Source organism: Sphingomonas faeni (assembly GCF_024273235.1).
In the GTDB taxonomy this organism is placed as follows: Bacteria; Pseudomonadota; Alphaproteobacteria; order Sphingomonadales; family Sphingomonadaceae; genus Sphingomonas; species Sphingomonas faeni_A.
This window is the reverse complement of the sequence record NZ_JANBVH010000028.1, coordinates 13,840-37,471: the sequence shown is the minus strand read 5'-3', so window position 1 is coordinate 37,471 and position 23,632 is coordinate 13,840. Positions and strand designations below refer to the sequence as shown.

At 62.9% G+C, this 23,632-nt stretch carries 18 protein-coding genes and 1 other annotated feature; of the genes, 10 read left to right on the top strand and 8 right to left on the bottom strand.

The genetic code is table 11. The annotated features are described in order from the left end of the window. The first annotated feature begins 1 nt into the window (after window position 1). Complete coding sequence (locus tag NLI89_RS15085; protein WP_254687771.1) at window positions 2–2,023, top strand: hypothetical protein; 2,022 nt, start codon at window positions 2–4, stop codon at window positions 2,021–2,023. On the opposite strand, the gene NLI89_RS15080 is transcribed toward NLI89_RS15085, so the two are convergent. From NLI89_RS15080 to NLI89_RS15065, 4 genes are all read right to left on the bottom strand, one after another. Beyond that, entirely contained in the window at window positions 2,020–2,691 is a 672-nt protein-coding gene (locus tag NLI89_RS15080) for a DUF6445 family protein (RefSeq protein ID WP_254687770.1), read from the bottom strand. The two genes, NLI89_RS15085 and NLI89_RS15080, sit on opposite strands and share 4 nt — an antisense overlap. Next, complete coding sequence (locus tag NLI89_RS15075; RefSeq protein ID WP_254687769.1) at window positions 2,688–4,196, bottom strand: tryptophan halogenase family protein; 1,509 nt, start codon at window positions 4,194–4,196, stop codon at window positions 2,688–2,690. The genes NLI89_RS15080 and NLI89_RS15075 overlap by 4 nt, the downstream gene beginning before the upstream one ends. Before the next feature lie 337 nt (window positions 4,197–4,533). Then, a complete protein-coding gene (locus tag NLI89_RS15070) occupies window positions 4,534–4,968 on the bottom strand; it encodes an acyltransferase (RefSeq protein WP_254687768.1) in 435 nt (144 codons plus the stop codon). 72 nt (window positions 4,969–5,040) lie between these two features. Beyond that, a complete protein-coding gene (locus tag NLI89_RS15065) occupies window positions 5,041–7,935 on the bottom strand; it encodes a TonB-dependent receptor plug domain-containing protein (protein ID WP_254687767.1) in 2,895 nt (964 codons plus the stop codon). Window positions 7,936–8,106: 171 nt separating this feature from the next. Here NLI89_RS15065 and NLI89_RS15060 point away from each other — a divergent pair, with 171 nt between their 5' ends. The 3 genes from NLI89_RS15060 to NLI89_RS15050 are packed head-to-tail and all read left to right on the top strand — an operon-like array spanning window position 8,107 to window position 11,104. Then, window positions 8,107–9,384 carry an extracellular solute-binding protein gene (locus NLI89_RS15060; protein ID WP_254687766.1) on the top strand — a complete coding sequence of 426 codons (1,278 nt, stop codon included), beginning with the start codon at window positions 8,107–8,109 and terminating at the stop codon, window positions 9,382–9,384. Next, a complete protein-coding gene (locus NLI89_RS15055) occupies window positions 9,381–10,262 on the top strand; it encodes a carbohydrate ABC transporter permease (RefSeq protein WP_254687765.1) in 882 nt (293 codons plus the stop codon). Before NLI89_RS15060 ends, NLI89_RS15055 begins: the two co-directional genes overlap by 4 nt. Beyond that, the gene (locus NLI89_RS15050; RefSeq protein ID WP_254687764.1) at window positions 10,253–11,104 is read left to right on the top strand and encodes a carbohydrate ABC transporter permease; all 852 of its coding nucleotides are present in this window, start codon (window positions 10,253–10,255) and stop codon (window positions 11,102–11,104) included. Before NLI89_RS15055 ends, NLI89_RS15050 begins: the two co-directional genes overlap by 10 nt. On the opposite strand, the gene NLI89_RS15045 is transcribed toward NLI89_RS15050, so the two are convergent. Beyond that, window positions 11,065–12,174, bottom strand: a complete 1,110-nt coding sequence (locus NLI89_RS15045) for an ABC transporter ATP-binding protein (RefSeq protein WP_254687763.1) — start codon at window positions 12,172–12,174, stop codon at window positions 11,065–11,067. The genes NLI89_RS15050 and NLI89_RS15045 overlap by 40 nt on opposite strands. Before the next feature lie 231 nt (window positions 12,175–12,405). On the opposite strand from NLI89_RS15045, the gene NLI89_RS15040 reads away from it, so the two are divergent. After that, window positions 12,406–13,071, top strand: a complete 666-nt coding sequence (locus NLI89_RS15040) for a dihydrofolate reductase family protein (RefSeq protein ID WP_254687762.1) — start codon at window positions 12,406–12,408, stop codon at window positions 13,069–13,071. Window positions 13,072–13,296: 225 nt separating this feature from the next. Here the strand turns inward: NLI89_RS15040 and NLI89_RS15035 are convergent, their stop codons facing one another. Continuing rightward, window positions 13,297–14,103, bottom strand: coding sequence for a hypothetical protein (locus tag NLI89_RS15035; RefSeq protein ID WP_254687761.1), 807 nt, complete (start codon window positions 14,101–14,103; stop codon window positions 13,297–13,299). A gap of 56 nt (window positions 14,104–14,159) precedes the next feature. Continuing rightward, window positions 14,160–15,391 (bottom strand): IS3 family transposase gene (locus tag NLI89_RS15030; RefSeq protein ID WP_432715116.1). Its coding sequence is split into 2 segments (ribosomal slippage): window positions 14,160–15,094 and window positions 15,094–15,391, totalling 1,233 coding nucleotides; the frame shifts between segments, so codons are not numbered across the junction. Beyond that, window positions 14,991–15,107: a sequence feature (AL1L pseudoknot), on the bottom strand. (Overlaps the previous gene by 117 nt.) Before the next feature lie 360 nt (window positions 15,392–15,751). On the opposite strand from NLI89_RS15030, the gene NLI89_RS15025 reads away from it, so the two are divergent. Both NLI89_RS15025 and NLI89_RS15020 read left to right on the top strand, forming a co-directional pair. Continuing rightward, window positions 15,752–16,144 carry a DUF2231 domain-containing protein gene (locus NLI89_RS15025; protein WP_254687760.1) on the top strand — a complete coding sequence of 131 codons (393 nt, stop codon included), beginning with the start codon at window positions 15,752–15,754 and terminating at the stop codon, window positions 16,142–16,144. Further along, window positions 16,141–17,490, top strand: a complete 1,350-nt coding sequence (locus NLI89_RS15020) for a PQQ-dependent sugar dehydrogenase (protein ID WP_254687759.1) — start codon at window positions 16,141–16,143, stop codon at window positions 17,488–17,490. Before NLI89_RS15025 ends, NLI89_RS15020 begins: the two co-directional genes overlap by 4 nt. 30 nt (window positions 17,491–17,520) lie before the next feature. Here the strand turns inward: NLI89_RS15020 and NLI89_RS15015 are convergent, their stop codons facing one another. After that, on the bottom strand, window positions 17,521–18,417 hold the full coding sequence (locus tag NLI89_RS15015) for a VOC family protein (protein WP_302675809.1): 897 nt from the start codon (window positions 18,415–18,417) through the stop codon (window positions 17,521–17,523). Between the two features lie 629 nt (window positions 18,418–19,046). Between NLI89_RS15015 and NLI89_RS15010 the strand changes: the two genes are divergently transcribed. From NLI89_RS15010 to NLI89_RS15000, 3 genes are all read left to right on the top strand, one after another. Further along, window positions 19,047–21,014, top strand: a complete 1,968-nt coding sequence (locus tag NLI89_RS15010) for an alpha/beta fold hydrolase (protein WP_254687757.1) — start codon at window positions 19,047–19,049, stop codon at window positions 21,012–21,014. Between the two features lie 130 nt (window positions 21,015–21,144). After that, the gene (gene mgrA / locus NLI89_RS15005) at window positions 21,145–22,221 is read left to right on the top strand and encodes an L-glyceraldehyde 3-phosphate reductase (RefSeq protein WP_254687756.1); all 1,077 of its coding nucleotides are present in this window, start codon (window positions 21,145–21,147) and stop codon (window positions 22,219–22,221) included. Between the two features lie 188 nt (window positions 22,222–22,409). Then, window positions 22,410–23,453 carry an NAD-dependent epimerase/dehydratase family protein gene (locus NLI89_RS15000; protein WP_254687755.1) on the top strand — a complete coding sequence of 348 codons (1,044 nt, stop codon included), beginning with the start codon at window positions 22,410–22,412 and terminating at the stop codon, window positions 23,451–23,453. Window positions 23,454–23,632 lie beyond the last annotated feature (179 nt).

The window sequence follows — 23,632 nt, the reverse complement described above, 5'->3', positions numbered from 1 at the left end:
CATGAAGACGATAGCGCGCATGGCGATGGCGGGTGGCCTCGCTCTCCTCACCTGCGCCGCGGCGCCGGTTACGGCTCGACCGGAGCTTGCGTATCAGCTGACCGAAGGAAAAAACCTCAACGCCTTCGTCCGCGACAAGTCGGTGGCGGCGCATGTCCTGCTGCGCAACGGTGACGATCCGCGCATCCTGGTAGCGTTTCCGGCGGGCAACAGCGGTGTCGGCCTGTGGTTCGCGAACACCGCACGCCCCGTGACCTGGCGGCTCGACCAAGCGCCGCTGCCGCTGAACCGCGGGAGCCTGCACGGCATCGTCGGGGTCGCGACCGTCGATGCGTCGCGGTTGGTCCCAAAGCAGGCTGTGTTGTCGAATATCCGCTTCCTGCGCGACTATCAGGCGGTCGGTACGTTTCCCGCGGAGCTCACCGCGACGCCGGTAATCGCCGGGGACACGATCACGTGGCGCCGCAAGCGCCTCGACGGCGCGGCAGGGTATGAGCTGACGCTACGGGTTATGGAGGGACGGATCGCCCAGGGCGCGATCGTTGCCGGCGCGAACGGGCAAATTCGGTTGGAGATCACGGCGCTGACCGGCGACACACCGCTGACCCCGATCCCGGCCGTGGAGTTGCTCAATGCGACGGCGGCCGCCGATCCCACCGCGCGCAATGCACTCGCGTTTCTCAGCTACCGGGAGAAGTTCCTGGCGGGTTCATGGCGCTTCGATACCTACTTCGGGCGCGACACGTTGATGTCGTTGCGGCTGCTGATGCCGGCGCTCGAACCCATCGCGATCGAGTCGGGCCTCAGCGCCGTCATCGGACGACTGTCGCCCGGCGGCGAAGTCGCGCATGAAGAAGGGATCGGTGAATTTGCGATCCTCGCCAATCGCAAGGAGGGCCGCAGCGGTGACGCCGCCGAACTCGACTATGGCATGGTCGACGACGATTACATGCTCGGGCCGGTCGCCGCCGACTATCTACTCGGGACGGGCAAGCAGCGCGCGTCCGCCTATCTGGCCGCACCCATCGCGAGCGAGAGCCAGCCGGGGCGCCGCGAGCCGGTCGGTGCGGCGCTGGTCCGCAATCTCCGCTTCGTGCTGGCGCAGGCGAGTGCGTTCGCCGCAGCCCCATCGGCCCGCAACCTCGTCGCGATCAAGCCCGGGCGGATGACCGGCGAGTGGCGCGACAGCGAGGAAGGCCTCGGCCGCGGCATTTACGCGTATGACGTGAACGCCGCCCTAGTCCCCGCGGCGATCGAAGCGGCAGATCGCCTCGCGCAGGCCGGATTACTCGACAGATATCTGTCGGCGAGCGATCGCGCGGCGTTTGGGCGGGCCAGCACGATGGCCGAAGTCTGGCGGACAAGGGCACCCGCGCTGTTCCGCGTCAAAATTCCTGCTGCAACGGCCGCGGCGGACGTGCGGCGCTATGCAGCGACCCTCGGCGTGCCCGCAGCACCGGCGCTGGCGGCACTGGGCAAGGCCCCGGTCGTATTTCATGCGCTATCTTTGGGCGCCGATGGCGCGCCGGTTAAGATCGTCAATTCGGACGAGGGCTTCGCGCTGTTGTTTGGGCGACCGTCCTCAATCGATCTCGATACCTTTGTGGGCGGGATCATGCGGCCCTTCCCGGCGGGTCTGATGACCGACATCGGCTTGCTGGTAGCCAATCCGGCGTTCGCCGATGGGGCAGCACAGGCGCGCTTTACGCCCGCGGCATATCACGGCGCAGTCGTCTGGTCGTGGCAGCAGGCGTTGCTGGCGGCGGGGCTTGAACGCCAGTTGCAGCGGACTGACCTGCCCGCGGCGACCCGGACTCGGCTCAGGACGGCACAGGCGGCGTTGTGGCGCGCGATCGCGGCAGGCAGGACGATCCGCGGATCGGAACTCTGGTCTTGGGCGTACAAGGACGGCGGCTACCGCATCGTCGCATTCGGCGCGGGCAAGGCCGATGTCGATGAATCGAACGCGGCGCAACTATGGAGCACGGTCTATCTGGCCGTGCAGCCGCCCGGAACTCGCTAACCGGCGAAGAAGCCCGTGATCGTCAGGCGTCCGGTTTGCGGGTCGGACGCCAGCGACACGTCGTCCGCGATCTCACCCGAATGCAGTAGGCTGCTGCGATACAGCAGCGCCCGATTAAACACGCCGCCGATGCGCGCGATCCGTTCGAACAGCGGGGTGTCATCGGCGATATAGGACTCGGGTGCGCCGTGCTTCACCAGATCCCGGTTAAGCGCGGCGAAATAAGGATCGCGGCGACTGGCGTCGATCGTCTCGAACCCGGTCGAACGATGCCGGTAGAACGCGGTACCGCCGGTTTTGTCGGGCACGAGATAATGGATCAGCGCCAGCCGTCCAGGCTCCACCGCATCAACGTGCGGCAGGCGTTGCTCGATCGACAGCGCGGACGGCGCCATCGTCACGATCGAGAAGCGCGCCTCCAACACCGACAGTCCGGCCGACATCCCAAAAACCTGCTTCGCAATCGTCGCGATGAGCGCTCCTTGATCGCGCATATAGCTATCTGGAAGCGACGCGGCGATGCCGGGGTAATGTCGTCCTGCCGGGCCATAATCCTGCGTCGCTGCAAAAACTCGTAGCGCGTTGGGATCGGGGACGAAGTGGTCGATGACGACCACCGGCTCTCCTTCCGTACCGATACGGCGCGCCCGCACGTCGGGCGTCGTCATCTCGCGGCGACCTGCGGGGCAACGAGCGCTGCGATGGCCGCGTCATGCAAGGGCAGTGTGGGCGTCGCGCGCGCGATGACCGTCTCGATCTGGTTGAGTTGGCGGCGGTTTGTCGCCGCATCGAGGGTATCGGCCAACGGCGCATGGCCCAAGGCGCCCACCCCCTGCCCTTCCAGCACGGCGAGCCAGCTTGCCTCGCGAAACAGTTCGTCGGCACTCAACATCAGACGTCCGGCGCGCGTATATTGCGCCATCTTGTCGACCAGCGTGGAAGGCGGCGTCATATGGCGAGTGTGTTGCCAGAGCGGCGCGTCATGGCCCTGCGTGGCGTGATAGTGCAGGATCAGAAAGTCGCGGATGCCGTCCATGTCACGTGCGAACAGCGTGTTGAACTGACGCGCCAGTACGGGGTCGCAATCGGCATCCGGGAACAGCGTGATGAGCTTGGCGATACCGCTCTGAATCAGGTGGATACTGGTCGATTCGAGCGGCTCGAGGAACCCCGATGACAGCCCGATCGCAACAACATTGCCGCGCCATGCCTCGCGCCGGAACCCTGCGGTAAAGCGCAGCATCCGTGGATCTGCCAGCGCTTCGCCGTCTAGGTTGGAGAGCAGGGTCGCCACCGCCTCGTCGTCCGACACGAAACTGCTTGCATAGACATAGCCGTTGCCGGTGCGGTGCTGGAGCGGGATCCGCCACTGCCAGCCGGCGGGGCGCAGCGTCGACCGCGTGAACGGCGTAGTCGCCGCGATGCGCGCGCACGGCACGGCGACTGCGCGATCGCAGGGCAGCCAATGCGACCAGTCCTCGAACTGCGCGCCCATCGTCTCGCCGATAAGCAGGGCACGGAAGCCTGAGCAGTCGATGAAAAGATCGCCCTCCAATCGCTCACCCCGGTCGCTCGTCAAAGCGGTCACGAAGCCCGTGTCGGGATCACGCTTGATGTCGCGCAACAGGCCCTCGTGTCGGACGACACCGCGTTTTTCGGCAAGTTGGCGCAGGTGGCGGGCGTATAGGCTAGCGTCAAAATGATAGGCATAGCCGAGCGTCGAAAGGATCGACCGCGGATCGTCCACGGGCTTCGCGAAGCGGCCGGCGGCGGCAAGCTGCGCGGCCAGCGAATAGGCCGAAAGCGGCCGATCAAGCCCATCTGCCTTCGCCCGCAGCCAGTGCTGATGGAACGGCACTGGTCCAAGATCGACGCCGTAGCGACCAAACGGGTGGAAATACCGCATGCCGGGTCGCGCCCAATCGACGAATTCGATGCCGAGCTTGAAACTCGCTTTCGTCGCCGCGACGAACGCCTCCTCGTCCAGTCCGATCAACTGGTTAAACCAGTGGATCGTTGGGATAGTCGCTTCGCCGACACCGATGGTGCCGATTGCGTCAGATTCGAGGATGCTGATGTTGAGCAGGTCGCCGAACGTGGCGCTCATGGCCGCGGCGGTCATCCACCCCGCGGTTCCTCCGCCAAGGATAACAAGACGTTGCACGCGCTTCATGCCACGCAGTCCTGCGCAATTTCTCTTGGATAGCAAGCTGCTTTCTTACTCATGCCGGCGTGACAATTAGCGTCGATAGGTACAGTCCCGGTTGGCCAGCGGCGTTCTGCCGGCGCGTGATCGATCACTCGCATAGACTGGCAGCGCGCATGCAGCGGGTCAGTCATTCGGGCCCGTGAAGGAACCCACAAACGGCCCCTCAGGGCCGCATAGCCTCGCCCCAACTCCGGCCGTCCGTTCATTTGGCGATACGCCATTTTTTTCGGCGCGTCGTACGAGAGCTTCGGGCAGAAGGAACGTAGAGAGGTGGTCTTGACGACGCGATCGTGATTAGCCGTCACTCGAACTCAAGGTCTTTGATACGCACGGCATATGGTGGACAGTAAAGTCCATGTGCTTCGGTAGATTTCGCAACCACCGAACCGGCGTTGATGACGCACCCCTCTCTCACGATAACGCCTGGGTAGATGGTGACGTTGGCGCCTACCCAGCAACCGCGCTCGATCAGGACAGGCCGAAGTCGATCCCCGTCCACGCCCCGTCGCCAGACCGAGCGTGTGATGTGGTGGGTCAGCGAGATGATCGTGCACCGGTAGCTGATCCGCACCGCTTCGCCGATCTCGACGCCACCGCCGGCGTCGATCAGTCCTTCCGGGCCGACGAACGCACCCTTACGCAGCGTCAGGCGATGCGGATCGATAACCGTGCAGCTCGGATCGATAAAGGCCCCTTCCTCCATCGTGATGAGGCGCAGCATGTCTTCGGTCAGCACAGGCGTCTTTTCTCAGTTCTGCAATCCACCGTCCGTCGTCGAGGCGTCCCTCGCGGTCAACTCCCGACCGTCTCAGTACCGGACCTTCGCACCCGCGTAAAAATACCGACCGACCGGCGAGATCGGCACATTGGTCTCGAAGCCGATGTCTGGCTTCTGGTCGGCGAGGTTGTTGACCCCGCCATAGAACGAGAATCTCTCGTCAACCGCGACCTCGGTCTGCACGTCATGCTGCCACAGCTCCTTGTACCGGAGATAGCGCGGATCAACGAGGCTTGGGTTCGCATCGGTATCGACCTTCGCAAACCGGCGGACGCCGTCCTGCCAGCGCAGGTTGTAGCTCACCGTCAGCGCCCCCACGGTCCAGCTCGGCGAGAAAGTGAGGGTATATTTCGGACGGAACGGCTGATCGACATTGTCCTCGGTGATGGCGCCCGGCGTGGCGACCTGTTCGAGCTTGTTGAGATAGCCGCCGACTAGCCGGATGTCGAACGCGCCTGCTCGCGCCGTCCGGAAGCGATAGGCAATGTTGAGTTCGGCGCCGGCGGTGCGGAACGCCGCGACGTTCTGCGGCTGGACGACATAGCCGTTGATGAACCCGGTGCCGCGCTCGCGACTGATCGCGTTGCAATAGGCGTTGTCGAGCGTCGGCTGGTCGACGCACAGGGACGCGATCGTGTTCGCATCGGGCGTGTTAATCGCGTCGCGCAACCGGATATCGTACCAGTCGAGCCCGATCGACAACCCCGCAATTGGCCGTACCACGACGCCTGCGGTCCAGGTACGGGCTACTTCGGCGCGCAGGTCCGGATTACCCTGCTGCGTGCCGGGGATGAAGATCGTCGCGTTCGGGTTGTTCTGCGCGGTGAAGGTGGCGGGATTGCCCCCTGCGCCGGTAATCAGCGTCTGGCAGTTCGCGGTGCGGAACTGCGTCCCGAGCGTGCGGTTGCCGAGATAGCACGGGTCGGAGAAGAAATTGCTGCTGCCAGTCTGTGGGCGGAAGATCTCGCCGATGTTAGGCGCGCGGACCGAGCGGCCGTAGGAGCCGCGGAAGCTGATCTCGCGGATCGGCGCGTAGATGCCGTTGAACTGATAGGCGCGGGTCGAGCCGACCGTCGAATAATCCGAATAGCGTCCCGCGGCACCGACCGACAACAGGCTGGCGAACGGCACGTCCTTCAAAATCGGCGCGTTGAGCTCGCCGAACGCTTCCCGGACATCGAAACGGCCGCTCGACGGGGTCGGCAGGATATATTCGTCATATTGATAGAACGCGTTGTCGCTGATCGCCTGCGCGGGGCGGAAGCTGCTCGACTCGCGCCGGTATTCGCCGCCTACCGCGAACGCGACCGGGCCGCCGGGCAGCTCAAAGAACTGCCCGAAGTCGCCGTTCAGCGACGCGTTGGCAACATGCTGCGTCAGCCGTGCATCGCTCGCTGGGTTGCTCAGGAAATACCCGAACGACGCGGGGTTTACGGTGTTGCCGCCGAACGTGTTGACGGGGATGCAGCCGGCCGCGCGGGCGTCGGCCGAGCGGCACACGATCGTTCCGCCCGGCCCGCGCACCGCGTCGAGCGCGTTCAGAAAGCGATCGTTGAGACGGTCGTTGAGCTTGGTCGCGCGGACGTCGGACTGGCCATAGGTATAGGAGACGTCGTAGCTCGCATGCTCCGATATGCGACCGGTGACGTCGACGACGCCGCGATAGGTGCGCCGGCGGTCTTCCTCGCCACGCCGCGGGATGTCGAAATTGTTACGGTTGACATCGACCGAGCCGAGCCCGGCAGCTGTCGCGGCCGCCAGGATGCTTGCCGGGATATACGGATTGTCGAGCGCGATGGTCGCCGGATAATTGCCGCCATAACCGCCGAAGCTGGTCACGGTCGACTGGACGAACTTGCCCTCAAGGCTGATTTTGAACGCGTCCGAGGCGTCGTAATGCGTCAACGCGTTGACGGCATGGCGCCGGGTGCGCGGGAAGATATCGCCGATATATCCAGCGACGGGCGTATCGTCGCCGCCGATCGAATACCCGTCGTTCTGCAGGAAGCGCCCGGGCGTGTAGAGCCCGCCGTCGCCGCGGAACGTCTGGTCGCCGATATACACGATGCCCTGGTTCGAACTGTACGGATAGCGCAGGTCGCCGATCGGTCCGATCTTGTAGCTGCCAGCGCGCGTCGGGTCGTAATTGTCGAGGTTGACGAAATACTGGCGGTCGCCCCGTGCGAGATACCGACGATCGTCGTTCGCGAGCGGCTGGTCGGCGTTATACTCGTAGGCGAGCGTCAGATTGCCGCGGCCGTCGGCGAAGTTGCGGCCTGCGATCAGCGACGCAAAGCGATTGGCGGCGTCGCCACGCTCGGAGATGCCAAACTGGCTGCGGGCCGCGACGCCATCGAAATCGCGCTTCAGCACGAAGTTAACGACGCCCGAGACGCCGTCCGCGCCGTACACAGCCGACGCCGCGCCTGTGAGTACATCGACGCGCTCGATCAGGTCGGTGGGGATCGCATTGATGTCCACAGCAGCGGTGTCAGGCTGGCCGGCGACATGGCGGCGGCCGTTGACGAGCACCAGCGTCCGGTTGGGGCCAAGCCCGCGCAAGTCGAGCAGGTTGAGCCCGACCTGGCCGAAGCTGCCGTCGGCCTGGGCGTTGCCCGCCGTCCGCGTGCTGTCGCGCGAATTAGTGAGCGCCGGCACGCGCTGGAGAAAGGTCGTGACGTTGGTGTTGCCCGACTGCTGGAGGTCGGCCGCGCTGAACGAGACGATTGGGTTGGGCGCCGCATAATCGGGGCGGGCGATGCGCGAACCGGTCACGACGATCTCACTTGCTGCTTCGGGGGCCGGGTCGGCGGCGGGCGCCGGCGCGGGCGCATCGGTGGCCGGTGAAGCGATCTGTGCCTGTACCGACGTTGCGGCAAGCATCGCGACGCCAAACAGCAGATGACGGCGGCGAAGGATACGCATGACTTCTCTCCCTGTTCGCCGGCATCGGCCCCCGCCGGCGTCGCCTCCGGCTTAAGCTCATCGGCCGCCACGGGGCAAGCATGTCGCCCGTGCAATTCCCGCCAAGGCTTTAACCTTACGCAATATTTCGCTGGTTATCGCCTCCCGCAGAGGGTGGCGTGGAACGCCGCAATGCGCCACGATCCGGCGATGGGGGCACAGCCGCACGACTGGACTCGACGAAGCGCGCTCGGGCTTCTGCCGACGCTCGGCCTCGCGGCTTGTGCCCGATCGCGCGCCCCCGAACCGCTGAAATTCTGGGCGATGAGCTACGAGGGCGATTATTCGCCGATGCTGATGCCCGCCTTCACCGCCGCGACCGGGATCTTGGTCGACGTACAATCGCTGCCCGCGACCGCAGCGCACGAAAAGCTGCTGACCGCGCAGGCCGGCGGCGCGATGCCCGACGTGCTGATGCTGTATACCGGCTGGGTCCAGGAATTTGCGACAATCGCGGCGATCGCCCCCGTCCCGTCGCCGGCCATGGTCGCCGATCTGTTCCCCGGGGTGCTCGACGCGACCCGGGTCGGCGGGCGCGACTTCGCGGTGCCTTGGTCGGTCGCGCCGCAGGTCCAGTTCTACCGCCGCGATATCCTCGCCAGAGCCGGCTATCCGGAACCTGCCGGGGACTGGGATGGCTGGCTCCGCATGGGTCATGCCATCAAGCGCCAACGGCCCGACGACTTCGTGTTCATGCTTCTGCTCAACTGGCCCGACATGCTCATGACGATGCTCGGCCAGACCGGCGCGACGATGCTGCGCGACCATGATACGCGCGGCAATTTCCAGACGCCGGAGGCTCGTGCCGCGTTCGCCTATTACGCGCGTATATTCGCAGAAGGGCTCGCGCCAAAAGCGCTCTCGACCGAGATCCAGGATCCGGTCGCGGCGTTCGCGCAAGGCTATTTCGCGATCTGGCCGACCGGGCCGACGACGATGCTCGACCTCCATCGACGTGCCGCGGAGATCCCGGCCGAGCGCTGGGCGACGGCGCGGCTCGCGGGTCCGCACGGCGTCGGCGCAGTGTCGGGGCTGAGCACCAGCCTGTGCGTCTCCGCGTCGACGCCGCGCCCGGCCGAAGCCTGGGCCCTGGTCCGCCACCTCAGTTCACCGGCGAGCGAACTCCGCTACCAGACCATGATCGGCAATCTCCCGGCCCGGCTGAGTGCGTGGACGTCGCCGCAACTCCGCGCGCCGATACTCGCGCCGTTCAAGGCACAGATGCGCTTCCCCGCCACCGCACCGAAGGTGATCGAATGGGAGCGGATCAAGCTCGAGATCCAGTTCGCCGCCGAACGCGTAGTTCGAAACGTCCAGACGATTCCGCAGGCGCTCGCCGGGCTCGACACGCGCGTCGACCAGTTGCTCGCCAAGCGCCGCGCGCTGGTCGAGGCGGGCACGCTCGCATGACTCGCCAGGAACGGGCCGCCTGGCTCTTCTCCGCACCGGTCCTCGCGATCATCGCGTTGGTCTTCGTCCTGCCGACCGCACTGGCGATGGCGTTGTCGGTCACCGATTACTCGATCTACGCGCTCGCCGACTGGGCGAACCTGCGCTTCGTCGGGCTCGGCAATTTCATCGACCTGTTCTCGACGCCGCTGTTCTGGCGCGCGATCGGCAATACCGCGCTGTTCGCCCTGCTCGGCGTGCCGATTGCGATCGGTGCGTCGCTCGCCGTCGCGCTGCTGCTCAACGACGCGACGGTGCGGTGGAAGCCGCTGTGGCGCGTGCTGCTGTTCGCGCCCGACGTCACCAGCATCGTCGCGACCGCGGTGGTATGGCGCTTCCTGTTCAACGAACGCTCGGGGCTGATCAACCGCGCACTGGCGACGGTTGGGGCAGCGCCGGTCGACTGGCTGGGCAACCCGCACACCTCGATTCCCGCGATCCTCATCTTCGTCACGTGGAAGATCTTCGGCTACAACATGATCGTCTTCACCGCCGCGCTGTCTGCCGTGCCGCAGGACCTGATGGAAGCCGCGCGGCTTGACGGCGCCGGTCATTGGGGCCGCTTCCGCCACGTCACCCTCCCTGCGATCGGCCCGACGTTACTGCTCGCCGCGGTGATGAGCGTCGCGGGCTTCCTCCAGATCTTTGCCGAGCCCTATGTCATGACGCTCGGCGGGCCTGCGCAGAGCACGACGACGATCCTGTATTTCATGTTCGACGAGGGCTTCAAATGGTGGAACCTCGGTCAGGCCAGCGCGGTCGCGTTCGTCCTGTTCCTGATGATCCTCGCGCTGACGATGTTCCAGACGTGGATCGGGAGGCGCTACGAATGGCTCTGATGAAACCGCGTGCGATCCTCGCCAATACGCTCGTCGCGCTGCTGACCGCGCTGACGATCGCACCGTTGCTCTACATGGTGATCGTCTCGTTCATGCCGCGCGGCGAGTCGAGCAATCCGCCGACACCGCTCTGGCCATCGCATTGGTCGATGGAGAACTACCACGAACTGCTCGTCCGGCGGCTGATCGACGGCGCGTGGTTCGACTACCGGATCGTCCCGGCATTGTTCAACAGCATCGCCATCGCAGCGATCTCGACGCTGCTCGGCCTGCTGCTCACGGTGCCGGCCGGCTACGCCTTCGCCAAACTGCGCTTCCGCGGGCGCGAGCGGCTGTTGAAGATCCTGATCGCGTCGCTGGTCGTACCCGGCCAGGTCGCGATGCTGCCGCTCTTCCTAATCTTCAAGCAGCTCGGGCTAGTCAACAGCTATGCGGGCGTCATCCTGCCGTCGCTCGCTGGCATCTTCGCGATCCTATTCGTACGGCAGGCGACCCTGGCGATCCCCGACGAGATGATCGACGCGGCGCGGATCGACGGTGCGAGTGAGGCGCGGATCTTCGTGACGATCGTCCTCCCGCTGCTCACCCCGATCGTCGTCACGCTGGCGCTGTTCATGTTCCTCGGCTCGTGGAATGACTTCCTCTGGCCGCTGATCGTGCTGGCCGACCAGCATCTCTACACGCTGCCGGTCGCGGTCGCGGCGATCGCGCGCGAGCATTCGGCGGATGGCGAGCTGATGATGGCCGCCGCGGTCGTCACGACGATGCCCGTGCTGCTGCTCTTCCTGGCGATGCAGCGTTATTACCTGACCGGGCTGCTCGGCGGCAGCGTGAAGGGATAGGCGCAGCCATCGGCGCCGAACACATGCGCGTCGTCGGGCGCAACGCCGACCCGCAGGGCTTCGCCAAGCGTGATCGAGCGGTCCCCCGGCAATTGCGCGACGATCGTATCCGCCGCGCCGCGCGCGCCGAGATGCGCGAACGACAACGGCCCGAGCCGCTCGAATAGCTCGACCGCGCCAACGAACGGTCCTGCATCGTCGACGTGCAGGTGTTCGGGCCGGACGCCGAGTGTAACCGCCGCGCCGACCGCCTCCTCCGACACGATCGCGCCGGTCCTCACCATCTCGCCGCCTGCCAGTCTTACCGTCGTGCCGTCGGCGTCGACCGACGCAATCGTCGCCGCGAGCAGGTTCATCCCGGGCGAGCCGATCGCCGCGGCGACCGCCAGGCTCGCCGGTCGCCGGTACACTTCGATGGGCGGCCCGACCTGCTCGACACGCCCCTCGCTCATCACGACGATGCGGTTGGCGAGCGTCATCGCCTCGAGTTGATCGTGCGTCACGTAGATCATCGTAGCGCCAAGCTGTTGATGCAGCCGCGCAAATTCGTGCCGCATCCGTGCGCGCAGGTTGGCATCGAGGTTCGACAACGGCTCGTCGAGCAACAATACCTTCGGTCGACGCACGACTGCGCGCGCGATCGATACCCGCTGACGCTGCCCACCCGACAAGGCCCGCGGCCGCCGGTCGAGCAGATCCGACAGATCGAGCATCGCCGCGACCTCCGCGACGCGCTCGGTAATCTCGCGCTTGGCGACCTTTGCGACCTTCAACGGAAACGCGATGTTCTCCGCGACTGTGAGATGCGGGTACAGCGCGTAGGACTGGAACACCATCGCCAGCCCGCGATCCGACGGCGCCGCATCGGTCACATCGCGTCCGCCGATCACCACCCTTCCAGTGCTTGGCACCTCAAGCCCGGCGATCATCCGCAACAGTGTCGACTTGCCGCAACCCGACGGCCCGACGAGGACGACGAACTCGCCTTCCTCGATCGTCAGGTCGGTCGGCAGGAGCACTGTGGTGTCGCCGAAGCTCTTGGAAAGTCCGCTGATTTCGACGTTCGCCACCGCATGTCCTTTACTTATCACACGTTGGGTAGCGGCTGACACGACAGCGGGCAAAGCTATCGTACCTTGCAACCAAGCCGCTACGCGCTGACGAGGACCCAGTACCGGACGTTCAGCAGCTCGCAGCCGCTTCCCGAGACTGGCCGTTTATTCAGGTCTCGCGGAGCTGCGATTGAGCCCTTGCTGCGCGAGCCGTTCCAGTCGAGAGTAGCAACCGGAAGGATTTGATCCATGCGAAAGTTGACCGGTGCGGCATTCGTATCGCTTGACGGCGTAATGCAGGCACCTGGCGGGCCTACTGAAGATCCGACCGGAGACTTTGGCCAGGGCGGCTGGGTATTCGGCATCGGCGACAATGAGATCGATCCAGTGCTCGGCGAGCTGTTCAAGCCGCCCTACGCTCTGCTTCTAGGTCGACGGACCTACGATATCTTTGCGGCCTACTGGCCATTCGTCGAAGGCGAGATGGAAGGCATGGGTGATGCACTGACTTCCGCCGACAAGCATGTTGTAACGCATGGTGATCAGCCGCTCGACTGGGCAAACAGTTATCGCCTGGACGGCATTGCCGCGATCGGAGCCCTTAAGGAAAGCGGCGGTCCAGACTTGCTGATTCAAGGCTCCTCAACGCTCTACCCTCCACTCCTCGCTGCCGGGCTAATCGACGAATTGGTCCTCATGACCTTTCCTGTCGTGCTGGGGACCGGCAAGCGTCTGTTCGGCGACGGCACCCCTTCAGGCGCACTGCGCCTGCTCGACCATCAGGTTGGCGCAAAAGGCGTGATCGTCACACGCTGGGCACAAGCCGGGCCGATCCCGAGCGTCGACCATCCCCACCCCAGCACTAGTGCAGCGGAGGTTGAACGCCAGCGACGCATGAACGAGGGGACGTGGTAGTCTAAGATCTACGCTCCCAACCTAAAGTCACACCTGACCCACAAGACGACATTCAGCAGTCGTTAGGCGCTTCCCAACTTCAGACATTTGTTCATGTCCGTTCGGCGCCTCAATGATCGATAGTGAAATGAAACGACGTGGGATGAAGCCGTTGGTTGCAGGCCGCACGACGAACGACACCATCTCCCAGGAGCGGTCATTGGCGGAGCTTCTAGAGCACTTGACCTAATATGCGGTTGAAACCGACCATGTTATCAACGGCACGACGGTACCGGTTTCCCCGCGTGGACCGCTCAGCACGGCAAGGCGATCATCACGTACGACTGCCAGCGCCTCAAGGCGCGTACTCCACTGCATGGTGCCCAGCAGAAATGGCTGCTCAAGGGCTGCGCCGGCGCTGAGGTAGCTGCGGCTGCCACTTCCCGAACGATAGAAGCCGCCCCATCCTCGCCCGATCGCGACCGGTATGCTCAATTTCGGCCCGTCTTTGCGCTCGGAAAGGTCGAAGCCCGGCTCGATCGCCGCCAGCGTGAAGACCCCGTTGTCTCCCTTCGGTCGCATGGTGATGGCGAAGGTCGGCGACAATTTGCCAACCACGTCATCGCCGTCATAGGCAAGCGACAGACTCGCCTCGTGCGTCGTGGCCGACACGCCGTTGGGACTCGTTTTGATCGTATAGACTCCGGCGGCTCTCAGCCCCTTCACCGGCGTGAACACCAGAGCCGCGAGGTTGTTGCTCTCGTACCATATTCGCGGTGTCGACATTTCTCCCGTCGACGGCGCATGAAAACCATTGGAGGAGCGCAACACCAGCCAGCTAGTCGCCACGCCATCCGAGCCGTGCGACAGATCGATCGCGACCCCGAGTTGCGCATGGACAGGCAGCCGGTCTAGGTCCGCACGATCGTCATCATAATTGCCTCGCGCGAAGTCGCCATTGCGAACGTCGAAGGCCAGTTGAGGATGAAGGTCGCCGGCCCCGGATATTTTGGCCGACCCTAACGTCGCATCCTCAGTATCGATCGTCGGCACCGACTGCGCTGACGCATTGAACCGCCCCGGGTCTGCCGGAGGCCTTGGGTTGTGAGTCACGCCGCCATATCGATGTTGTCTGCGGCAGCATAATATTGGTGTTCGGCTTCGGCAGGCGGGATGTTGCCGATAGGCTCGAGCAGCCGACGATGATTGAACCAGTCGACCCATTCGAGCGTGGCATATTCGACAGCTTCGAAGCTGCGCCAGGGTCCGCGCCGGTGGATTACCTCGGCTTTGTAGAGGCCGTTGATCGTCTCGGCCAAAGCGTTGTCATAACTATCGCCGACGCTGCCAACCGACGGCTCGATCCCTGCCTCGGCAAGTCGCTCGGTGTACTTGATAGACACGTATTGCGACCCGCGGTCGCTGTGGTGAATCAGGCCACCACGGTGAACCGGCCGGCGGTCATGAAGCGCCTGCTCGAGCGCATCCAGGACGAAGCTGGCATGTGCTGTCCTGCTGGCACGCCATCCGACGATCCGGCGGGCGTAGGTGTCGATGACGAAGGCGACGTAGACGAACCCCGCCCAGGTCGCGACATAGGTGAAGTCCGACACCCAAAGCCTGTTTGGCGCTGGCGCAAAGAACTGGCGATTGACGTGATCGCGTGGGCACGGCGCCGTCTTGTCGCTGATGGTCGTGCGCACCGGCTTGCCCCGGATTACCCCTGCCAAGCCCATCTCGCGCATCAGCCGCTCCACGGTACAGCGCGCGACCGCAAAGCCCTCCCGCATCATCTGCCGCCAGACCTTGCGCACGCCGTAGACCGCGAAGTTCTCGGCGAACACGCGAGCTATCTCGGGTTTGAGGGCCACATCCTGCCGCGCCCGCGCCGACAGACGCGCTGAATCCTGTCGCTGCGCGACGTGCTTGTGGTAGGTGGATGGGGCGATCGGCAGGACGCGGCAGATCGGCTCGACCCCATAGGCATCGCGGTGATCGTCAATGAAAGCGATCATCGCCGGAACGGGCGGTCGAGCTCCGCCTGCGCGAAATATGCCGACGCCTTACGCAGAATCTCGTTGGCCTGCCGCAGCTCGCGGATCTCGCGTTCCAGCGCCTTCACCTTGTCGGCCACCTCGGTCGGGACACCGCCACGCTTGCCGCTGTCGACTTCGGCCTTCTTCACCCATTCATGCAGCGTCTGCGGAACGCAGCCGATCTTCTCGGCAATCGATACCACGGTCGCCCATCTGGACGGGTGATCACGCTCGTGATCGAAAACCATCCGTACCGCCCGCTCGCGGACTTCGGGCGCAAACTTGTTCGTCGTCTTGCTCGTCATGGCTCCACCTTCTCAGGAGTTGGAGCCTCCGACAAACCCGGCGCGGTTCACATCGATGGACGCCAGCACGGCGATTGCCGACCACGCAAAGCGCGCGCCACGACAACATGTCAGAAATTTCATGTTACTTAGCCTCGTGTACCATCGTCGTTAGTATGACCGAAGAACGGCGGTTAATTTGGGGAAAAACGTACTGATCTACATTTAAATACGATCGATACTTGCTCGGATACTTTATGGCCGGGAACTGACTGCCCAGTTTAACGCTTAGACAGTATGAGCATTCGATCTGAAGAGCATCGCACCGACGGGGGAAACCCAAGGTCCACGGCCAAGCTTTTTGGCCACCCCCTCCATCCGATGCTGGTACCGTTCCCGATCGTTTGCTTCATAGGCGCACTGCTAACCGATCTTGCTTATCTAGGGTCGGCAAACATCATGTGGAGCAACTTTTCTATCTGGCTGATCACCGCCGGGTTGGTGATGGGTGGACTAGCTGCCGTGACCGGGATGATCGACTATGCCGGTGACCGGCGAGTGCGCGCGGCACGTCCGGCGACGCCGCATATGATCATCAACCTAGGGGTGTTCGTGATCGAGCTCTTCAATGCATTCGTTCACAGCCGCGATGGTTGGACGAGCGTGGTACCGACGGGCCTGACCTTATCGGTGATCTCGGTGGTGTTGCTCGGGGTCAGTGCGTGGCTTGGCGGGTCGCTCGTCTACAGGCATCGCGTCGGGGTGAAGTCGTGATCGTCGCACGGGCGCGCGCCCGGAACCTTCTCGCGGGTGTCGCGGTGGCATCGGTGATCGCGCTTTCCGGCTGCAACGATGGCGGCGCAGAGTTCGATCGCAACTCTCAGATCGGGTCCAATCCCGTCTTGCCCGCATCAAAGCAATATCTGGTTCCGCCCATCCACGTCGCCGAGGTCGTGGGATGGAGTGCCGGCCAAGCACCCACCGCTGCGGCTGGCCTTCGCGTACAGGCGCTGGCACGCGATCTGAATCATCCGCGAAACGTCCTGGCGTTGCCGAACGGCGACGTACTCATTGTCGAGTCCCAGGGCCCGAACCTCGATCCGATCACGCGCCCGAAGAACCCTATCGTGTCATGGGTTCAAAAGCGCGCCACTGGCCAGAACGGTGCTAAACCAAAGGGCGGGACCAATCAGATCACGTTGGTACGGGACACCAATGGTGACGGCGTACCCGAACTGCGTACGGTTCTGGTCGACCATCTCTTCTCGCCTTTCGGCGTCGTCTTTGCCGACAATTATCTGTACGTCGCAGCCACCGACGCAGTCCTGCGATATCCCTATACGCTGGGTCAAACCCGGATCACGGCCGCCCCCGTGCGGTTGACCGAATTGCCCGGGGGACCAATCGACCATCATTGGACGAAGAGCCTGACGCTGAGCCCGGATGGCAAACTGCTCTATGCGACGGTTGGATCGAACAGCAACATTACCGAGAACGGCATGGAGGCCGAGAGGAACCGCGCGGCAGTGTGGGAAATCGATCGGTCATCGGGCCGCTCCCGCGTGTTCGCCACGGGACTGCGCAATCCGAACAGCCCCAACTTTTACCCAGGGACCAACACGCTTTGGGTCGTCGCGAACGAACGCGATGAACTGGGGCCGAACCTTGTTCCGGATTATCTCACTTCGGTACGCGATGGCGGATTCTACGGGTGGCCCTATAGCTATTACGGCCGTCACGTGGATCCACGCGTCATGCCACAGCGACCTGATCTGGTCGCGCGCGCAATCGTGCCAGACTACGCATTGAGCAGCCATGTCGCGGCGCTTGGACTCACATTCTATTCCGGGTCGTCGCTTCCGCCCCGCTACCGCGACGGTGCCCTGATCGGCGAGCACGGCAGTTGGGATCGCGATGAACTGAATGGCTACAAGGTTGCCTTCGTACCGTTCAGCAACGCGCGTCCAAGCGGCAAGGCCGAGGACTTTCTGTCCGGCTTCGTGTCGGCCGATGGCAAGGTTCGCGGTCGTCCCGTCGGCGTTACTGTTGACCGAGCAGGCGCGGTCCTCGTTGCCGATGATACCGGCAACGTCGTTTGGCGGGTCTCGGCGGCGCGGTGACGCGATACGCGCCGGAGGATCACATTGGCTTCAGTCCGTGGGGCTTTCAGCGGTGAAGGGGGAGCAGCATGGCTTGGTGACTGGCTGGAACTCCATCAACTCGACCCGGGTCCCGTCTGGATCGTAGAAGTTGGCCTGCCACTTGCCGTCCAGCCCCATCTGGGGTCCATCGTGACGCGGGCTTAAGCGGCTTTCCCGATACAATGTCGTGACGGCTGCCTGCATGTTCGGCACGCCAAGCGAAAGATGGTTGAGGACGCCAAGCTGGTTGGCGTTCACCTTGGCGATCGGCACGTCTGATCCCGGCCCGATCATCATGTATTCCATCCAGTCACGCCCATCCGGTGCCTGCTGGGATACCCAGTCGACCTTTGTCGGCTCGAACGCACCAAACCAATAGGGTCGAAAGCCGAGCAGGCGGCGGTAGTAGCTGTCCTGTTTGGAGCGATCATGGACCGCATAGCCGACATGAATGACGCGACTACTTATCGCGCCAGGTACCGCAGTGGCATCCGGGCTGGCGGATTGAACGAACTGGACCTCGTTACCTTCCGGATCATGCGTAACGAACCAACGATCGCCGCCAGCCACGCCCCGGACCGGACCAAGCTCCGTCATGCCCTGCGCCACGAGCCATGAGCGCAGGCGCGCTGCGTCCGTCGTGAGATAGGCCGCATGGGCAAGCATGCTGGCGCCGTGTCCGGTAGGCGCGGGCAGCACCTCGACGAACTGACGAGAACTGAAATAAAAGCGGATCCCGGCTGCGTTCTCCGGGTCCATACCTTTCCGTGCACCAAGTACGTGCGTGTAGAAATGCTCCGATTTGGCCATGTCGCGCGAGTAGACAGCGAGATGCGATATACCCGTGATTGCGGGTCGAGGCTCAGGTGTCTTGGCCCCAATCAGTGCAGTCGCACAGCATGCCAACAATAATAGGCGAGTCGTCAAAGGTTCAATCCTCCCACTGTTCTACGCGCGATCGTATGCCGCCTATTGGACGGTATAGAGGGCTCCATAACGCTTGTCACGTAGACACGCCTGTCAGGATGGATCCGTCAAAAGAGGCCGAAAAAGAAAAATGTCGCAGTTTAGGTCTTAGCTAAATCCTGCTAGTAATCACTTCGGCGCGGGCCTCGCGCTTGATGAGTCTTTGGCATCGATTATTAAAGTTCTCACTTTGACTTCTAGTAAAATATCCTGATTTGGTAACATTTGCTAATTCGCTGTTAGTCTACCAATAGATCTTTACGAAAAAACAATACCCTGCCGTAGAGCGCATACTTTACTTTTTCGACAGCTAGGATTTCGCGCTTTCGATGGCACCTTTTATTTAATTTTCTGATATCGCGCCAAGGCCGTTCGCAAATCTTTACTCTCTCTACCGCCTTTCAATTCGAACGCCCATTCATCTCCGCAATTTGGTCGGCTTCGATCCAAGGCTGCGTGCTTACTCGATCTGCCTGAGGTGCTCTGCCAACTGGTCATTTGAACGGGACGTACGCGAGTGCGTTGGTGGGGCTTGAAAAGGGGTGCACCCCCAAAAGTTAGGACACGAGATGGCAAAGCCCTTTACGATCGCAGTACCCGACGAGCGGCTCGCCCTCATCAACGCCAAAGTCGCATCATTCGACTGGGGCGCTCTGCCGGACGCCGGAGGCTGGCAATCAGGTGTCGGCCTCGCCGACCTCAAGCGGCTCGTGGACTATTGGCGTACTCGGTTCGATTGGCGTGCGCAGGAACGTCGGTTGAATGCTTTACCCCACTTCACCAGCGAAGTGCTGGGACAAAAGGTCCATTTCATTCATTCGCGTGGCGATGGTTCGCGCCCACCGCTGCTTCTGCTGCACGGCTGGCCGGGCTCATTCATCGAGTTCGAAGCGCTGGTCGCTCCGTTAGTCGCCGACGGCCATGACGTCGTGGTGCCCTCGCTTCCGGGCTACGCCTTCTCCGGGCGCCCTACGGCGCCGATCGGACCGCGCCGAACTGGCGAGATCATGCATGGCCTGATGACCGAACTGTTCGGTAATGTTCGCTATCTGGTGCACGGCGGCGACTGGGGCGCAGCGATCGGAAGCTGGATGGCGCACGATCATCCTGAAGCCGTCGGCGCGCTGCACCTCAACATGGTTCTCATCCAGGCGGCAGACGTATCGCCGAAGACGCCAGACGAACTCGCCTGGGCAGCTCGACGTGCGACGCTGGCCAAGGAGGAGACCGGTTACTCGCAAGAGCAGGGCACACGTCCGCAGACGCTCGGCGTCGCCATGGCGGATAGCCCCGTCGGTGTTGCCGCTTGGATCCTCGAAAAGTTCGGCGCATGGGCGGACGTGCCGCGCGACGAACAGGGCAGGCCCGATCTTTGGCAGGCCTTCGACGAGGATACGCTCCTCACCAACATCATGCTCTACCTTGTCGAGGGGTCATTCATCACATCGACCTGGATGTATCGAGGTCGCGTATTGGAGGGGTCGGGCCAATTTCCCGCCGGCAGCCGTATCAAGGTACCAACCGGCGTCGCAGCCTTCCCTGATCCGGTCTTCCCACCGCCCCCGCGTTCGCATGCTCGCAGGACCTACAACATCGTTCACTGGAGCGAAATGGCAGCAGGCGGCCATTTCGCGGCGCTGGAACAGCCTGAGCTCCTGCTCGCCGACATGCGACGCTTCTTTGCCGCCCAAGCGTCGTCAAAAGCCCGCAGACGGCGTCGGTTGGTCGGTGCGGCTGGCTTCGTTGGCGTCGCTGCCATAGGTTTCTGCGCGTTGGCAGGCGCTAATCGACGTCCAGAGAATAAAGACGCCCGGCACCGCGCGACTTATCCACCACTGGATGTCCCGAAAGCTTTTGCCGAGGGTGTCTGGATCGTCGACAGCGGGCCAATAAACGCGATGGGCCTGACGTTACCTGTGCGCATGACGATCCTCCGGCTCGTAAACGGCGACCTGTTGCTGCACTCGCCAACGCCCTTTTCGGTCGAGGTGGCCAAGGCCGTCGAGGCACTTGGGCGAGTGCGGCATCTCGTCGCACCCAACATCGCGCACTGGACTTTCCTTGTCGACTGGCAACGGGCCTACCCTGATGCAACCACTTGGGCAGCGCCTGGGCTACAGGACCGGGCGCAGGTCCGCGCATCATCGGTGCGGTTCGATGCTGAACTCGGTGAGACGGCTCCAGTCGAATGGGCAGACACACTTGATCAGGGCGTCGTGCCAGGGGGTGCTGGCTTCAACGAAGTCTGGTTCTTCCACCGGCAGACCAAGACGCTCGTGCTCGTCGACCTCATCGAGAACCTCGATCCTGACAAGCTGCCACCTATCGCGCGGCTATTGATGCAGGCATCCGCTGCCACCGACGGCACTACCGCACGTTACCTGCGGCTACCTGTACGGCTAGGTGGCGCGGACGCTAAAAAGGCTGTGCAAGCGATTGTGGCGCTCGAGCCTGACCGGGTGATCTTCGCTCACGGTCGACCGTTCGAAAGCAATGGTACGGCGCAACTGAAGCGCGCTTTCGACTGGCTGATTTAGCCACCTTTAGCACAGCATCCGTGTCGACTTCGGTCGCCGCTTCCCCACTCGATATGCAGTTCAACAAGGGGCACCCTGCGCTGAAACGGTTTGGATTTCGTGCGTTAGAGAAATACACAAGGAGTAACCAATGTCGTTTCCTCGTCCGTACGTCGCGTCCCCGCTCCGGTATGAAAGCGGCATGCCCTATCGACGCACCGGCCGAAGCGGGCTGAGGCTGCCGGCAATCAGCCTAGGGCTATGGCAGAACTTCGGCGGACACGATGTGTTCGAAACGGGGCGAGCCATCCTGCGTCGGGCGTTCGATCATGGAGTGACTCACTTCGATCTCGCTAACAACTACGGACCGCCTTATGGTTCGGCGGAAGAGAATTTCGGTCGCGTCCTCACCTCTGATTTTGCCGCCCACCGCGACGAACTCATTATCTCGACCAAGGCAGGCTGGGACATGTGGCCCGGGCCGTACGGTGATGTCGGCTCATCCAAAAAATACCTGATCGCGAGCTGTGACCAGAGCCTTAAGCGGATGGGCCTGGACTATGTCGACATCTTCTATTCGCACCGGGTAGATTCTGCGACCCCGCTTGAAGAGACGATGGGCGCACTGGTGCAACTTCATCGACAGGGCAAAGCTCTGTATGTGGGCATCTCCTCCTACGAGCCGGGACTTACTCGTCAGGCGGCCCAGATCCTGAGCGAGGAGAAGGTCCCGCTGTTTATCCACCAGCCCAGCTATTCCATCCTGAACCGGTGGATCGAGCGGGACTTGCTGGCAACACTGGAGGAGCTGGGCATCGGCTGCATTGCCTTCTCACCGTTGGCGCAGGGCATGCTGACGAACAAATACCTCAAAGGCGTCCCACAGGATGCGCGAGCTACCCGCGATGGGTCGCTGTCACAGTCTTTGCTCACGGATCAAAACCTCGCCGCCATTCGCACCTTGAACGATATTGCAGGTGAGCGCGGCCAAACCCTCGCTCAGATGGCGATCGGGTGGACTCTGCGTGACCCGAGGGTCACGTCGGCACTAATCGGCGCACGCACGGTAGAACAGCTCGACGACTCCTTGGACGCGATTAAGATGCTCGACTTTTCTGCCGACGAACTCGCTGCCATCGACAAGGCTGCCGACGACGGTGGCGTCAATCTCTGGTCAGGATCGTCTGATATTACTGCTCTGCCAGCACCGCAAGGAGTCCCGGGCTGAACGAGGGCGGTCACGACCAAAAGCGGTCGTGGCAACTTTTACAGATTCAATTCCGGTCGTTCGCTCAGGAAGGTGATGCAGCTGGCGTCAAATTCCTCGAGGACGCTAACGCCAGAACCGATTGACTGGATAGTTTGGCGGAGCGGATCGTTCCGTTAGCCTCCCCGCAATGATCCAGGAGCAGGTTCTTGACCAACGTTGCACTCGTTGCCGGTTCAGGCGGCATTATCGGCAAGGCTCTCCTCGAAGAGATCGCCGGAACGCCAGGCTGGCATGATGTAGCCCTGTCGCGTAGCCATGGTGATATCCTTGCTGATCTTAGCGACGCGGAGGCAAGCCGAACTGCACTGGCTAAAGCGAGCGATGTCACCCACCTTTTTTATGCGGCCTATGGGCCAGGCGGAGGCTTGGCAGAGGAGGACGAGCGCAACTCGACCATGCTCCGCAACCTGCTCGACGGTTTAGAGGCTGCCAGCGCCCCGCTCGAGAGAGTGGTGCTGTATCAGGGCGCAAAGGTTTACGGCGTTCACCTCGGACCAGTAACGACGCCATTCTATGAGGACGAAAACCCGCGGCCGATCGGACCAAACTTCTATTTCGCGCAGGAACGCGAGCTACAACGACGCCGTGCCGCCGGTGGACCGGAATGGTCGATCCTGCGACCGGATGTTGTCGTTGGCGACGCAGCTGGCAATGCGATGAATATCGCGACGGTAATCGGCGCCTACGCCGCATTGTCGGCCGCGGACGGGGCAGCGTTTCGCTTCCCTGGCTCCCGTACAACCTACGATGACTGTCTAGTTCAGGTGACGGATGCACATGCACTGGCGCGCGCCAGCCTATGGGCCGCTACCGCCAGTGAAGCGGCCGACCAGGCCTTCAACTACGTTCACCCGCCGTTCCGCTGGCGGCGCATGTGGGAAAAGGTTGCCCGGCATTTCGGCATCGAAATTGGCGAGCCTATCCCGTTCGCGCTCACTAACCATATGCCAGCGCTCGAGCCCGTATGGCGGCAGATATCCGCGGGCTTACTCCAGACCGATTTCACGAAGGCGGTGGGGTGGAGCTTTGGCGACTTCATCTTCGGCACCGAGGCCGATGTTATCTCCGACATGACCAAGATCCGCCTTGCCGGCTTTCACGAGGATCGCGACCCGGTTGACGCAGTGATCCGAGCAATCGAGCGTCAACAAGCTGCGGGTGTGATCCCTCAAATCAAGCCGGCCAGTTAGCCCGCTTGGTGAGAGCTTGGCGGGTGCTCTTAAGTGAGATGAGCCGACCGACTATGACGCTAACAGCAAACAGTTGCGACGGACCCTTCTTGCGATCGCCAAGGGCAAGGTCTGATGAACCAATAGAACAAGGCATGGGAGGTACGATTCAGGGCCACATCCAACGTTCAAGCGGATCG